We start from the raw sequence: 14,696 nt of genomic DNA on the forward strand, positions 1-14,696 counted from the left end.
CTTGTTTGATCGTTATGAAGCTGGAGAAACAGCCGTACTTGTTCATATCGAATTTTCTGACGAAGAACGTCGTGAAGATTTATTGGAGTTACAACTATTAGTTGAGTCTGCAGGTGCACGCTCGGTAGGAGTAATAACAGGCAATCGTCGTTCGCCAGACCGAAAGTTTTTCATCGGTTCAGGTAAGGCAGAAGAGTTAGCAGCCATGGTAGCTGCAACAGAAGCTAATGTAGTGATTTTCAATCATGCATTGAGCCCAGCTCAAGAGCGTAACCTCGAAGTGGTTTGCCAATGTCGAGTGTTAGATCGCACTACATTAATATTAGATATTTTTGCTCAACGTGCTCGAACTCACGAAGGTAAGATGCAGGTGGAGCTAGCGCAACTGCGCCACATGTCAACGCGCCTGATCCGAGGTTGGACTCACCTTGAGCGACAAAAAGGCGGTATCGGTATGCGCGGGCCTGGGGAAACTCAGCTTGAAACCGATAGACGTTTACTGCGAGGCCGCATTAAGAATATTAATAAACGCCTAGATAAAGTAGATAAACAACGTGAGCAAAGTCGCCGAGCTCGCAAACGTAGTGATATGGCTACCGTTGCATTAGTAGGTTATACCAATGCGGGTAAGTCGACATTGTTTAATTCGTTAACATTATCTGATGTTTATGCAGCAGATCAATTGTTTGCGACACTTGATCCAACACTACGTAAATTAGATTTACCAGATGGTTCAGTGATATTAGCTGATACCGTTGGATTTATTCGTCATTTACCCCATGACCTAGTGGCGGCTTTTAAAGCCACGCTACAGGAAACACGCCAGGCAGATTTACTATTACATATAGTGGATTGTGCTGATGAAAATATGACCGAAAATTTCGACCAGGTACAAAGCGTACTTGAGGAAATTGAAGCTGATGAAATCACACAATTAGTCGTATGCAATAAGATCGATTTACTTGAAGACTTTGCTCCTCGTATAGATTATGACGATGAAGGCAAACCTGAGCGCGTTTGGGTATCTGCACAAAAACAGATTGGATTTGATCTGCTTTTACAGGCTATTACCGAGTTGATCGGGACAGTGATTTATGAGCAGACTTTGAAAATACCAGCTTCTGCTGGACATTATCTTGGCCAGTTTTATCGACTGGATGCAATACAGCAGAAAGAGTATGACGATCTGGGGAACTGTATTTTATCTGTTCGCGTGTCGGAAGCCGATTGGCGCCGATTACTGAAACAGAGTCAGGGGGAATTAGAGACATTTATTTTTGAAGCTTCAGAAGTAGACGTTTCTTGTTAATCTCATTTATTTCATCCAATTATGGAGTGCTAAATGGCTTGGAATGAGCCCGGTAACAAGGGAAGTAAAGACCCTTGGGGAAATAAGGGTGGTAACGATAAAGGACCACCAGATCTAGACGAAGTATTTCGTAACTTATCAAAACGTTTTGGTGGCAAGGGCGGTAATAGCGCTCCAGGTCAGCCATTTAACTCATCTATATTGATTGTGTTTGCCTTGATTGCCCTGATTATTTGGGCATTGTCTGGTCTATACACAGTTAAAGAAGCTGAGCGTGGTGTATTACTCCGTTTTGGTCAACACATTGGTGAAGTGAGCTCAGGTTTACACTGGAAGGCAACCTTTATTGATGAAGTGACAACCGTTGATGTGGAAACGTTCCGTTCGGTTCCTGCATCGGGCAGTATGCTGACATCCGATGAAAACGTCGTGAAAGTTGAGCTTGTGGTTCAATATAGCGTGTCAGATGCATATGAATATTTGTTCAGTGCTGTTGATGCCAACGCAAGTTTGCGTGAAGCCACCGACAGCGCGCTGCGTTATGTCATTGGTCACAACCGAATGGATGACATTTTAACCACTGGGCGTGACGCAATTCGTCGTGATACCTGGAAAGAGTTAGAGCGCATTATTGAACCTTATAAAATAGGCTTACAAATTCGTGACGTTAACTTTTTACCAGCACGTCCTCCTGAAGAAGTGAAAGATGCATTTGATGATGCCATTTCTGCGCAGGAAGATGAGCAACGCTTTATTCGTGAAGCAGAAGCTTATTCGCGTGAAATTGAGCCAAAAGCTCGTGGCCAAGTTGAACGTATGTCACAGCAAGCCAATGCTTACAAACAACGTGTTGTACTTGAAGCTGAAGGTAAAGTCGCTCGATTTGAGAAGTTATTACCTGAATATAAAGCTGCACCAAGTGTAACTCGTACGCGTTTGTATTTAGACGCAATGCAAGAAGTGATGTCTGGTACCAACAAAGTATTAATTGATGCTAAAAACAACGGTAATCTAATGTATTTACCATTAGATAAGCTGATGAACAACAATAAAGCTGACGGTAAAGCCGCTGAGCCAGAAGTTGAGCGTCATATTAATTCAGTATCAGGTAGTGCCAATATCCCGATGACAAGTGTTCCTACGGATGGACGCTTATCTCGTGAAGAACGCACTCGTCAAGGGAGGGGATAACTCATGGGTAGATTAGGTTTAATTCTTCTTGTTGTTATCTTAGGTCTTGGTTTTTCATCTGTCATGGTTGTCAATGAAGGCGAGCGTGCGATAGTTTCTCGTTTTGGTAAAGTTGTTAAAGACAATATCGATGGCGAGGACGTTACGCGTGTCTTCATTCCAGGATTACACTTTAAGTGGCCTGTTATTGATAAACCTAGATACATGGATGCTCGCATTCAAACTCTAGATGGCGCTGCAGATCGTTTTGTGACTTCTGAAAAGAAAGATCTAATGGTTGATTCATACGTTAAATGGCGTATTAGTGATTTTGAAAAGTATTATCTTTCAACAAACGCAGGTATTAAAGCCAACGCGGAAAAGCTATTACAAGCAAAAATCAGTAACGACTTACGTACTGAGTTTGGTCGCCGTACAATTAAAGAAATTGTCTCTGGAAAGCGCGATGAACTGCAAATTGATGCGTTAACTAATGCTTCTGAAAGTGCTGCAAATTTGGGTATTGAAGTGGTTGATGTACGTGTTAAGCAAATCAACTTACCTGCAAACGTGAGTAATAGTATTTACCAACGTATGCGTGCTGAGCGTCAAGCTGTGGCAAAAGAGCATCGTGCTCAAGGTAAAGAGCAAGCTGAAATCATCCGTGCAACGACCGATGCCGGTGTGACAGTTAAGGTCGCAGGCGCAGAACGTAATGCATTAACCATTCGTGGTGAAGGTGATGCGCTAGCGGCTAAGATTTACGCTGATGCTTATAACAAAGATGCTGAGTTTTACGGCTTTTTACGTAGTTTAGAAGCTTACAAAGAAAGTTTTTCCGGTAATTCAGATATTATGGTGTTAGAACCTGAAAGTGATTTTTTCAAGTACATGAAGTCAATGGACGGAAAATAAAGCTAACTTGTTAGTTTGCGTGTAAAAGCCCGATGAATATCGGGCTTTTTTGTGTCCGCAGTGCGGTAGGGTTATTGATCGTTTTATATAAAAATAATTATTTTTTTCATCCTACTACCTTTAACTGAATTAGTTAAACTTTGTTAACTATATAGTGATTTAAACCAATATGTTAGCTAGTTTTTACCTTGTCTTTTTGACACAAAAAAAACATCTTCAAAGCAAAAAAAATAACATTTTTAAGCCAAAGAGGCTTAATCCGCAATTTAGTTGTGTGTTTTCTCTATGATCTGCTTCTAATTTTTCGCTATAATGAGCCCTGCCTCAAACTATGATAGTTTAACACTACCTTTTTTAGAGGTTAAACTATTGAAATATAAAAATTCCAACACCCTCTGGGAGATAAGTGGATGAGCAATGCGCCAGTCGATACCGGACGTCGCAGATTCCTGACAGCCGCAACCGCCGTAGTTGGTGGTGCAGGAGCCGTTGCTGTAGCGGTTCCTTTCATAAAGTCATGGAATCCGAGTGCCAAAGCGAAAGCTGCAGGTGCGCCGGTCGAAGTAAATATTAGTAAAGTAGAGCCAGGTCAGTTAATTCGTGTTGAATGGCGCGGAAAACCGGTTTGGGTAGTTCGTCGTACAGAAGCTGTACTAAATACTCTTCAAACTTTAGACAGCCAACTACGTGACCCAGCATCTGAAGAAATGCAGCAGCCAGAATATGCAACTAACCCTGCACGTTCTATCAAGCCTGAATTTTTTATTGCTGTTGGTATTTGTACCCATTTAGGATGTTCTCCAACTTATTTGCCTGATTCATTTGGTGAGCAGGTTGAGGGTGTTACATCTGGTTTCTTTTGTCCATGTCATGGTTCTAAGTTTGACATGGCTGGTCGCGTGTTTTCGGGTGTTCCTGCTCCATTGAACCTCGTAGTCCCGCCGCATAAATATATCGATGATGCCAACGTAATTATCGGTGAAGATACGGGAGCTGCGTAATGGTTAAGAACATTATTGATTGGATCGATGCCCGCATTCCAATGACGGCTACCTATAACCGTCATATAGGGCAGTATGCGACACCAAAGAACTTTAACTTTTGGTACTTTTTTGGTTCATTAGCATTATTAGTTCTAGTTAACCAGTTGCTTACGGGTATTTGGTTAACGATGAATTACGTACCAACAGCTGAAGGTGCTTTTGCTTCAGTTGAATACATCATGCGTGATGTTGAGTACGGTTGGTTGTTACGTTATATGCACTCTACGGGTGCATCGGCGTTCTTCTTTGTTATCTATATGCACATGTTCCGCGGATTAATCTACGGTTCATATCAAAAACCAAGAGAGCTATTATGGCTGTTTGGTATGTTGATTTTCCTTGTGCTGATGGCTGAAGCTTTCATGGGTTACTTATTACCTTGGGGACAAATGTCTTACTGGGGTGCGCAGGTAATTATTTCATTGTTTGGTGCTATTCCCTTTATTGGTGATGACCTGACACTTTGGATCCGTGGTGATTATGTTATTTCGGGTGCAACACTAAACCGTTTCTTCGCGTTACACGTTATTGCGCTTCCACTTGTATTGGTTGTATTAGTGTTCTTACACTTAATAGCCTTGCATGAGGTCGGCTCAAATAACCCTGATGGCGTTGAAATTAAAAAGAACAAAGATGAGAACGGATGGCCTATTGATGGTATTCCATTCCACCCTTACTACACTGTAAAAGATATTATGGGTGTAGCAGGTTTCTTAATCGTGTTCTGTTATGTGTTGTTCTTCATGCCTGAAGGCGGCGGATACTTCCTTGAAAAGCCAAACTTTGAAGCGGCTAACCCAATGAAAACTCCTGCTCATATAGCACCTGTTTGGTACTTCACACCATTCTATGCAATTTTACGTGCAGTTCCTGATAAGTTATTGGGTGTTGTCGCTATGGGACTGTCTATTGCAGTATTATTTATTCTGCCTTGGATTGACCGTTGTAGAGTGAAGTCTATTCGCTATCGCAGCATGATCCACAAGATTAACATTGCTCAGTTTACTGTGTCGTTCATCATATTAGGTTATTTAGGTGTGGTTCCTGCAACTCCTGAGCTAACTATTGCGGCACGTATATTCACTTTCACTTACTTTGGTTTCTTCGTAGCCCTATGGGTCTACAGTAAGAATGAGAAAACAAAGCCAGTACCTACGAGGGTGACTCACTAATGAAAAAGTTATTAATAGCATTAGTTACATTGTTGCCATCGCTCGCAATGGCAGCAGGTGGACATGAAGTTGATTTAGAAAGTGCTAACGTTGACCTGCATGACAAAGCATCATTAGAGCGTGGTTTGGATTTATTCCAACATTATTGCTCTGGTTGTCACAGTACTCAGTACCAACGTTATGACCGTGTTGCTACCGATTTAGGTATTTCAACAGACGATATGCGTAACAAGTACATGTTCACCGATGCTAAAACGGGTGAATTAATGGAAAACGCCATTCCTACGGTTGATGCGGCTAAATGGTTTGGTGCAGCGCCACCAGACTTGACCTTAGTTGCTCGCGTACGTGGTGCCGATTGGGTTTATACTTACCTAAAAGGTTTCTACGCTGATGAAAGCCGTCCATTTGGTGTTAATAACACAGTATTTCCACTAGTCGGTATGCCGCATGTTTTACAAGAACTTCAAGGTCTTAGTGTAAAAGATGAACATGGTAATCTAGTGACTACAGGTGGTTCAATGTCTGCTGAAGAGTACGACCAAGCTGTACGTGACTTAACCGGTTTCCTCGTTTATTCAGGCGACCCTGTTAAGTTAGAGCGTGAAGCATTAGGTTGGTGGGTACTCGGATTCCTGTTTATTTTCTTCATCATTGCTTACTTGTTGAAGAAAGAATACTGGAAAGATGTGCACTAGCATCAAATAACGGGTAAAATGTATTATCCGCGTAATGTAAACGAGGGGCTTAGCCCCTCGTTTGTTTTGTTTTTTTAGATTTCTGGAGAGTATAAATGGCTGTAGCTGCCAACAAACGCTCTATCATGACACTGTTTTCAGGTGCCGATGATTTATATAGCCATCAAGTGCGTATCGTATTGGCTGAGAAAGGGGTTACCGTTGATGTTTTACAGGTAGACCCAAGTGAAATGCCAGAAGATTTACTTGAAGTAAATCCATATAACTCTGTGCCAACGTTAGTTGACCGCGAATTAGTGTTATATGAATCTCGTATCATCATGGAATATTTGGACGAGCGTTTCCCGCATCCACCACTTATGCCTGTTTACCCTGTATCACGTGGTCAAAGCCGCTTGATGATGCATCGCATCGATACCGATTGGTATGTACTTGTTGATCGTATTCGCAATGGTGATAAAGCTGATGCTGCTCGTAAAGAGTTAACTGAAAGTTTAGTTGCTTTGGCACCAGTATTTGCTGAAATGCCTTACTTCATGAACGAAGACTTTGGTTTAGCTGACTGTTATTTAGGCCCACTATTGTGGCGTCTGCCTGTATTAGGTATCAATTTAGATCCTCGTACTGCCAAAGAAATTAATGCTTATATGACCCGTATTTTTGAGCGTGAATCATTTAAAGCATCATTAACAGAGGCTGAGCGCGAAATGCGCATGGGTATGTAATGAAAAGCATTACTCCAAATCGTCCTTATTTATTGCGGGCTTATTATGAGTGGTTGATGGATAACCACTTTACGCCGCATGTTGTGGTTGATGCATTTGTAAAAGATACTCAAGTACCTCAGCAATTTGTTAAAGATGGGCAAATTGTATTAAATATCGCCACAGGTGCTGTGGTTAATTTACAAATGAATAATGACGCAGTTGAATTCAGTGCCCGTTTTGGCGGCGTACCTCAGCAAGTTTACTTGCCTATGGCATCTATTATTGCTATCTACGCGCGTGAAAATGGTTCTGGTACCGTATTTGATATAGAAGATGCTTATATTATTGATGATGAGACTAAAGTGACATCACCAGGTTTAACTTCTGTTGATACTACGATAGATAAATCAGTACCAGAAAAAACTGATGAAAAACCTAAGCGTAAAAGCCACCTCACTGTTGTAAAATAACAACATAAGGTCTACTAAAAACCAGCCCTTTGGCTGGTTTTTTTAATGGTGTTATATCCACTCAGTTGGACAGTTACATGTTGCTAATGATAGATAATTACGATTCTTTTACCTTTAATTTAGTGCAATACTTTCAAGCACTAGGTGAAGATATTGTGGTTAAGCGAAATGACGAAATTACACTTGCTGATATAGAGAGTATATCACCGACGCACATTGTGATATCACCCGGCCCTTGTTCCCCTAATGAGGCTGGAGTTTCACTCGATGTTGTTCGCCATTTTGCCGGCAAGTTACCTATTCTTGGTGTGTGTTTAGGCCATCAAGTTATTGCGCAGGTTTTCGGTGCTAATGTGGTACGCGCAAAACGGGTTATGCATGGAAAAACTAGTGCAATAAAGCATACGGGAAAAGGTTTATTTCAAGGGTTAAATCAGCCGTTAACCGTTGCTCGTTATCATTCATTACTTGTTGATGCATTGCCTGAAGGTTTTGTCCTTGATGCTTGGTTTGATGACCCCATTCATGGCTGTGAAATAATGGGCATGAGTCATCTTAATATGCCGCTTTACAGTGTTCAATTTCATCCAGAGGCAATATTGACCGAACAGGGTCATGAATTGTTGGCTAATTTTCTGCGTCAATGATGTAAAAGTAGCTTTATAATGTGATTTATAAAGTCATTCTGTTACAACTTTCCCCATAAATCTGCGCGAAATATCGTATACACTTGTGCTATAAAGTATCCCTAAAATAATAACATCATCATTATAGGGATAATTATGTCTGGTTTTGCGATCACTTCGCCTTTCATTCGTCGTTTTGCTTTTAGTGCGTTAACACTGGCACTTGTGAGTGGATGCAGTACTACAGCACAAGCTCCTGCTCAAATTAATACCCTGAACAATAACGTATCTGTTCAAGTAGCCTTAGAGCAGCCTCCAAAAGCCGAACAGCCATTAACGTTAAACCAAATCATGGCTAACCCAGATTGGATGGGCATTTTTGCCCAAGATGCTTATTGGTCAGACGATAGCCAGTCCGTTTATTATAAACGCCAAGCCCACCAAGCGCCTGTAGCAGATTATTACCTACAAGGTGTAGCTCAAAAAACGGCTAGTAAACTAAATTTAGATCAACTGCATTTAGCCGATCAAAAAAACGCGGTACTTAATTTAGCTGGCACTAAAAAAGCCTACCTTTACCAAGGCAACCTTTTTGTTAAAGATTTAACTGATGGTGAAATTAAGCAAGTGACTAAACAAAATGCTGCCATCAGCGGTGTGCGTTTTCTTTCTAATGGTGATTTAGCTTATTGGCAGGGAAATAATATTTTTCGTTTACATCAGTCATCAGGATTGATTGAACAGATCGCTAATATCCAAATGGCAAATGAGCCTAAACTAATCCAGGATCCAAGCTCTTATATTGCTAAGCAGCAACATCGTTTAATCGAATACGTTGCACTGCAGCATGATAACGCCAAAGCACAACAACAATACCAACAACAGTTAGCGGATGCCGATCCTAGCTTTGCTGCCAAGACCTGGTATTTAGGTGATTCTGAAGTGGTTTCTGATATCAGTTTGTCGGCTGATGGACGCTATGCCATTTTGGCCTTAACTGACAAAAATTATTCCTGGCGAGCCGAGCACGACATTATGCCCAATTATCTTGGGCAAGATGGCTATGTTGATCCTGTGCCAGCGAGATCTAGGGTTGCCGAAGATAAATTCCCTGGTCAACGTTTAGTATTATTAGATTTAAATGAGCATGTTAAAAAAGATATTACCATCGAAGGGCTAACGGGTTTTGATGAAGATGTGCTTGCTGACGTTAAACAAGAAAATGCAGTGGCTAAGGGTGAGAAATATGAAAGCAAAAAGTCACCACGTTTAATTCAATTAATGCAAGATTGGGAGTGGAGCCAAAGCGCGATCCAATGGCACCCAACAAAAAATAAACTGCTTGTTATGATTGAAGCCGTAGACAATAAAGATCGCTGGATAGCTTCAGTTGATTTAGATAAAGGATCCTTAACAACTGAGCATCGTTTACATGACGATGCATGGGTTAACTATAATTTTAATCAATATGGTTGGTTGTCTAACTCTGATAACTTTTACTTTTTATCAGAAGAAACGGGTTATTCACATTTATATGTAAAAACAGTAGGCCAAAAAGCACGAGCACTGACTCAAGGTAAGTTTGTGGTTGATGATGTGACATTATCGCCAGACGCTAAGCATATTGTTTATCGGGCTAATGCCGATCATCCTGGTAGTTATAACGTTTACCGTGTAGAAATTGAATCGGGAAAAATTGAACAGCTGACTAACTGGTTTGGTACTTTATCGTATGTATTAAGTCCGGATGGACAATCGTTATTGCTCGATGCTTCGTCACTCATTAAACCTAACGAGTTGTACCTTCAGCCTATTGGTGGAAAACTTTCTCAATTAACCGATTACACAAGTGATGCGTTCAAAGCATATGCTTGGCAAGCCCCTAAAGTGGTTGCTGTGCCTTCTAATCATGGTGCGGGTGAAGTTTATGCCAGAGTGTATTTGCCTCAAGGGTTCGAGGCTCAGGGCGCAGACAAATACCCCGCCGTAATTTTTAATCATGGTGCGGGTTACCTTCAAAATGCCCATTATGGCTTTTCAGGATACTTCCGTGAATTTATGTTCCACAATATGTTAGCGCAACAGGGCTATGTTGTGATGGACATGGATTTTCGTGGTTCGAAAGGTTATGGCCGCGACTGGCGCACAGCTGTTTACCGTAATATGGGTACCCCTGAAGTTGAAGACTTAAAAGATGGTGTATCTTGGATGACAAATAACGCCAATGTTAATGCGGCTAAAGTCGGTACTTATGGCGGTTCATACGGTGGCTTCTTAACCTTTATGGCACTATTTAATGAACCAGAGTTATTTCAGGCAGGGGCTGCATTACGTCCTGTAACGGATTGGGCACATTACAATGCGCCGTATACCTCTAATATCCTCAATACACCGGATATCGACCCTATTGCCTATGAGCGTAGTTCGCCAATAGAACATGCTGATGGATTGCAAAAACCGTTATTGATTATGACAGGTGTATTGGATGATAACGTTTTCTTCCAAGATAGCGTGCGCTTGGTGCAACGTTTAATTGAACTTGAAAAACCGATGTTTGAAACGGCAATTTATCCTGTCGAACCCCATGGTTTTAAACAGCCATCAAGCTGGTTAGATGAATATCGTCGAATTTATAAACTATTTGAACAAGAGTTAAAGAAATAACCTTGGTTAATCAAATTAAGGCTTCCTTTAGGAAGCCTTAATTTTTATTATGTTACCTATGATTAATTACAGGATTTATTTGAGTGACAGTATCGACAGCAGGTGGCGTTCGTCCTGGTAAATTGATTGAAATTGAACGACGTCTATATCAACACCTTATTGTTGGCAAGCATACAGCGGCCGCCATGGAGGATGATGCTAATGAAAAACTGGAACAAGATGCCAATAAATTGGAAATCGAGCGTAAAGCTATTCAGCTTAGGTTAGATAAGCAGGCAGAAGCTAAAGCTATTTATAAGGCTATTTCTGCTCAACTTGTCGATACAGTGAATAATGCCGTCGAACATAAGCTAACCAACCTTGACAGCTTGTTAGCCAGCTCAGGTATACAAGATAGTCAAATTTTATTGCTCGATTTACTGCTAGAAAAAGATCCTAATATTAATCGTATCCGGCCTATTATAGCTAGCCTTCCTTGGTTAACGAGGGATCTTGTTACCTTAATAAATAGTCCTGCATCCACACATAGACGTCCTAAAAACTCAGATGTACAGGTCACGGATATTAAATTGATATTGAATTATATCGGTTTAGAAAACTTACGTTTATTGATCCCCTATTTTTGTATCAGAAATTGGCTACCAAGTGGCCATGCCAATCTACTTTGGACAACCCGAAAGTTATGGCGATACAGCATGATTACTGCTATTGCTGCGCAAGCGTTAGCGATATTGCATAACCGTCCAACACATATCAGCTACACCTGTGCACTTTTGTATCAATTAGGCACCTCAGTTATTTTATCTAATAGCGCGCGTTTATTTGAAAAGTATTGGGGTACCTGGCTGAGAGAGGCTAGTGGTAGTCGCGATAAAGAAGTTTATGATGCTGTGATGGCGACAGAGTTTCCTGCGCAGCAAGTTTTTAACCAAGTTATTGATCATGGGCATCACTTAAACTGGCAATTACTTGAACAGCTAGATTTTGAACAAAGCTCGATTACCAAGGTCTTAAAAGAATTAGATCAAGATTATCATTTTAATGAGTTATCGATTGATGCATCTATCGTAGCCAAAGCAAGTTGCTTTGCTAAAATAATATTATTAGAAGAACATCAATTACTCGCACCACAAGAGCGAAAAGTGATGCTTGATTATTATGAATTTAGTCAACAAGAAGTGATCCGTCTAAAAGCGCAAAACTACCGTAAGTTAGATCTAACTTAATTCGCTTCGTCTACCCAAGCGCAATGCATATAACAATGTTAATAGTGTGTAATTATGCACAATTGACCAATTGTGCAGTTAAAAACAGTCAAATAACTTTTTTTATGACTACTTATGCTGTAAAGCCCCTATTAAAGCGCTTCGTTTAGTCATTTTTATCAATCTTTATTCAGTTTTAGACGCGTCTTAACAGAAGTTAATTGTTGATAACTGGTATTTTGATCACATTTTCGTTAATAATAACTAATACTGTATACAAGCAGTCGTCGTTTCAAGACTATATAACAAAGAAAACGACGATATATAGCGGCTTTGCGGCCGTTTACACAAAATGAAGGATGAAATGGAATGACTGTTGAAATGAATCTTAACCGCGCCCAATTTGATGAAGTCATGGTGCCTAATTATGCGCCTGCAGCGGTAATTCCCGTTAAAGGTGAAGGTAGCCGTGTTTGGGATCAAAACGGTAATGAATTTATCGATTTTGCTGGTGGTATAGCCGTTAACTGTTTAGGACATTGTCATCCTGCATTAGTGTCAGCGTTAAAAGAGCAGGGCGAGAAACTGTGGCATTTATCGAACGTGATGACGAACGAACCAGCTTTAGCGTTAGCTACAAAATTAGTTAACGCTACGTTTGCTGAACGTGTTTATTTTGCAAACTCTGGTGCAGAAGCAAACGAAGCGGCTTTAAAATTAGCACGTCGTTATGCTTTAGATAACCACGGGCCACAAAAAGATCAAATTATTGCCTTTGATAAAGCTTTCCATGGTCGTACTTTTTTCACCGTCACTGTCGGTGGTCAAGCGGCTTATTCAGATGGTTTTGGTCCTAAGCCACAAAGTATCACTCATGTACCATTCAATGATATCGCAGCATTAGAAGCCGTTGTTTCTGACAATACCTGCGCCATCATGCTTGAACCTTTACAAGGCGAGGGCGGTATTATCAATGGCGATCCTGAATTCTTAAAAGCGGTTCGCGCACTAGCTGACAAGCACGATGCATTGGTCATTTTTGATGAAGTGCAAACAGGTGTAGGTCGTACTGGTGAATTATTTGCTTATATGGGTACTGATATAGTGCCTGATATTTTAACCAGTGCTAAAGCATTAGGTGGCGGGTTCCCAATCGCAGCTATGCTAACAACAGCTAAAATTGCCGCACACCTTAAAATAGGTACCCACGGTTCAACATACGGTGGTAATCCATTGGCTTGTGCTATAGGTAATGCGGTAATGGATGTCGTTAATACCAAAGAAGTCTTAGACGGTGTAAAACATCGTGAACAGTTATTCCGTGATGGTTTAGCGGTAATTAATGAAAAGTATCAAGTATTTAGTGAAGTCCGTGGTAAAGGTATGTTGTTAGGTGCTGTGCTAAACGAAAAATATGAAGGTCGTAGCCGTGATTTCTTAGTCGCGTCAGTTGCAGAGGGGGTTATGACCCTTATGGCTGGTGCCAATGTGGTTCGTTTTGCTCCATCACTGGTTATCCCAGAAGCTGATATCGCTGAAGGTTTAGCGCGTTTTGAACGTGCTGTAGCCAAAGTGGTTGCAGGTTAATACAAAAGGAGTGCAGCTTGCTGCGCTCCTTTTGTTTGGGTAAGTGTTAGATAGAGGCGTTTACTTTAGTTGTTAACGCCTTATCCATCTTGCACCATGAGGAGATTTAGATGTTAATCATACGTCCGATCCGTGCCAACGATTATCAAGCGCTCTACGATATTGCTGTAGAGTCTGGACACGGATTTACTTCTTTACCAGTAAATGAAGAATTACTGCGTTCGAAGATTGCAAGGGCTGAATCATCTTTTTCCAAAGACGTTAATAAGCCTTTTGATGAAAGCTATTTAATGGTTCTTGAGGACACAAGCACACAACAAGTTGTAGGTACTTGCGGTATTGAAGCCGCAGTGGGTATGGAAGATGCATTCTATCATTACCGACTAGGTACAGAGGTCTATCATTCACAACAAATTGCTGTGCGTAACGAAGTTGAAACCCTGACGTTATGCCACGATTACACTGGTGCGGCAGAATTATGTACTTTGTTTTTAAAGGATGCATACCGCAAAGGCAATAATGGTCGCATGCTATCGCGTTCACGATTTTTACTGTTGGCGCAGCATAAACACCGCTTCGGTGAGACTGTGATTGCTGAAATGCGTGGGGTCAGCGATGACAAAGGTGACTCGCCTTTTTATCAGTGGCTACAGAAGCATTTTCTTGGCATTGATTTTGTTGAAGCTGATTACTTATCAGGTTTAGGTAAAAAAGCCTTTATGGCCGAAATGATGCCGCGCAACCCAGTTTATGTGTGCTTACTGCCTAAAAAAGCCCAGAAAGTGATTGGTGAAGTACATCACAACACCAAGCCAGCTTTGCGTTTACTGCAAGCTGAAGGCTTTAAGTTTAGGAACTATGTCGATATTTTTGATGGTGGCCCAACGGTTGAATGTGGATTAAACGATATTAAGTCGGTTAAACGCAGTCGTTTATTAACTGTTGAAATTGGCAAAGCGCATCATACCGACACCCAATTCATAATTTCAAATACTAAACTAGCAGATTATCGCGCAACTGCGGCAAAGCTAAAAGTATCTGATGAGCACGATAATGTTGTTCTATCACCAGAACTTGCCCAAGGGCTAATGGTGGAAGACGGTCAACAAATTCGCGTGCTTTCATTATAG

Annotated in this window: 13 protein-coding genes; all 13 read left to right on the top strand. The window is 41.0% G+C overall.

Going from position 1 to position 14,696, the window contains the following annotated elements; genetic code table 11:
- The first annotated feature begins 1 nt into the window (after nucleotide 1).
- Nucleotides 2-1,309 carry a ribosome rescue GTPase HflX gene (gene hflX / locus ACRWP9_RS05300; protein ID WP_434928257.1) on the top strand — a complete coding sequence of 436 codons (1,308 nt, stop codon included), beginning with the start codon at nucleotides 2-4 and terminating at the stop codon, nucleotides 1,307-1,309.
- Nucleotides 1,310-1,342: 33 nt separating this feature from the next.
- Nucleotides 1,343-2,500, top strand: coding sequence for an FtsH protease activity modulator HflK (gene hflK, locus ACRWP9_RS05305; protein WP_434928258.1), 1,158 nt, complete (start codon nucleotides 1,343-1,345; stop codon nucleotides 2,498-2,500).
- Between the two features lie 3 nt (nucleotides 2,501-2,503).
- Complete coding sequence (gene hflC / locus ACRWP9_RS05310) at nucleotides 2,504-3,394, top strand: protease modulator HflC (protein WP_434928259.1); 891 nt, start codon at nucleotides 2,504-2,506, stop codon at nucleotides 3,392-3,394.
- Nucleotides 3,395-3,804: 410 nt separating this feature from the next.
- Nucleotides 3,805-4,395 (top strand): ubiquinol-cytochrome c reductase iron-sulfur subunit, encoded by a 591-nt coding sequence (petA, locus tag ACRWP9_RS05315; protein ID WP_226411210.1) that lies wholly within the window; start codon nucleotides 3,805-3,807, stop codon nucleotides 4,393-4,395.
- The gene (locus ACRWP9_RS05320; protein ID WP_434928260.1) at nucleotides 4,395-5,609 is read left to right on the top strand and encodes a cytochrome b; all 1,215 of its coding nucleotides are present in this window, start codon (nucleotides 4,395-4,397) and stop codon (nucleotides 5,607-5,609) included. Before petA ends, ACRWP9_RS05320 begins: the two co-directional genes overlap by 1 nt.
- The gene (locus tag ACRWP9_RS05325; RefSeq protein ID WP_434928261.1) at nucleotides 5,609-6,307 is read left to right on the top strand and encodes a cytochrome c1; all 699 of its coding nucleotides are present in this window, start codon (nucleotides 5,609-5,611) and stop codon (nucleotides 6,305-6,307) included. Before ACRWP9_RS05320 ends, ACRWP9_RS05325 begins: the two co-directional genes overlap by 1 nt.
- Before the next feature lie 95 nt (nucleotides 6,308-6,402).
- The gene (gene sspA, locus ACRWP9_RS05330; RefSeq protein WP_226411205.1) at nucleotides 6,403-7,032 is read left to right on the top strand and encodes a stringent starvation protein SspA; all 630 of its coding nucleotides are present in this window, start codon (nucleotides 6,403-6,405) and stop codon (nucleotides 7,030-7,032) included.
- Nucleotides 7,032-7,484: a ClpXP protease specificity-enhancing factor gene (locus tag ACRWP9_RS05335; protein ID WP_434928262.1), complete on the top strand. Its 453-nt coding sequence runs from the start codon at nucleotides 7,032-7,034 to the stop codon at nucleotides 7,482-7,484. Before sspA ends, ACRWP9_RS05335 begins: the two co-directional genes overlap by 1 nt.
- A 77-nt stretch (nucleotides 7,485-7,561) precedes the next feature.
- Nucleotides 7,562-8,131, top strand: coding sequence for an anthranilate synthase component II (locus tag ACRWP9_RS05340; RefSeq protein WP_434928263.1), 570 nt, complete (start codon nucleotides 7,562-7,564; stop codon nucleotides 8,129-8,131).
- Nucleotides 8,132-8,266: 135 nt separating this feature from the next.
- On the top strand, nucleotides 8,267-10,774 hold the full coding sequence (locus ACRWP9_RS05345; RefSeq protein ID WP_434928264.1) for a prolyl oligopeptidase family serine peptidase: 2,508 nt from the start codon (nucleotides 8,267-8,269) through the stop codon (nucleotides 10,772-10,774).
- Nucleotides 10,775-10,857: 83 nt separating this feature from the next.
- Nucleotides 10,858-12,000: an HDOD domain-containing protein gene (locus ACRWP9_RS05350; protein WP_434928265.1), complete on the top strand. Its 1,143-nt coding sequence runs from the start codon at nucleotides 10,858-10,860 to the stop codon at nucleotides 11,998-12,000.
- 348 nt (nucleotides 12,001-12,348) lie between these two features.
- Nucleotides 12,349-13,566, top strand: a complete 1,218-nt coding sequence (locus ACRWP9_RS05355; RefSeq protein ID WP_434928266.1) for an aspartate aminotransferase family protein — start codon at nucleotides 12,349-12,351, stop codon at nucleotides 13,564-13,566.
- A 110-nt stretch (nucleotides 13,567-13,676) separates the two neighbouring features.
- Nucleotides 13,677-14,696 (top strand): arginine N-succinyltransferase, encoded by a 1,020-nt coding sequence (astA, locus tag ACRWP9_RS05360; RefSeq protein ID WP_434928267.1) that lies wholly within the window; start codon nucleotides 13,677-13,679, stop codon nucleotides 14,694-14,696.

Origin of the sequence: Shewanella sp. HL-SH2 (assembly GCF_051164935.1) — a bacterium.
GTDB lineage: Bacteria > Pseudomonadota > Gammaproteobacteria > Enterobacterales > Shewanellaceae > Shewanella > Shewanella glacialimarina.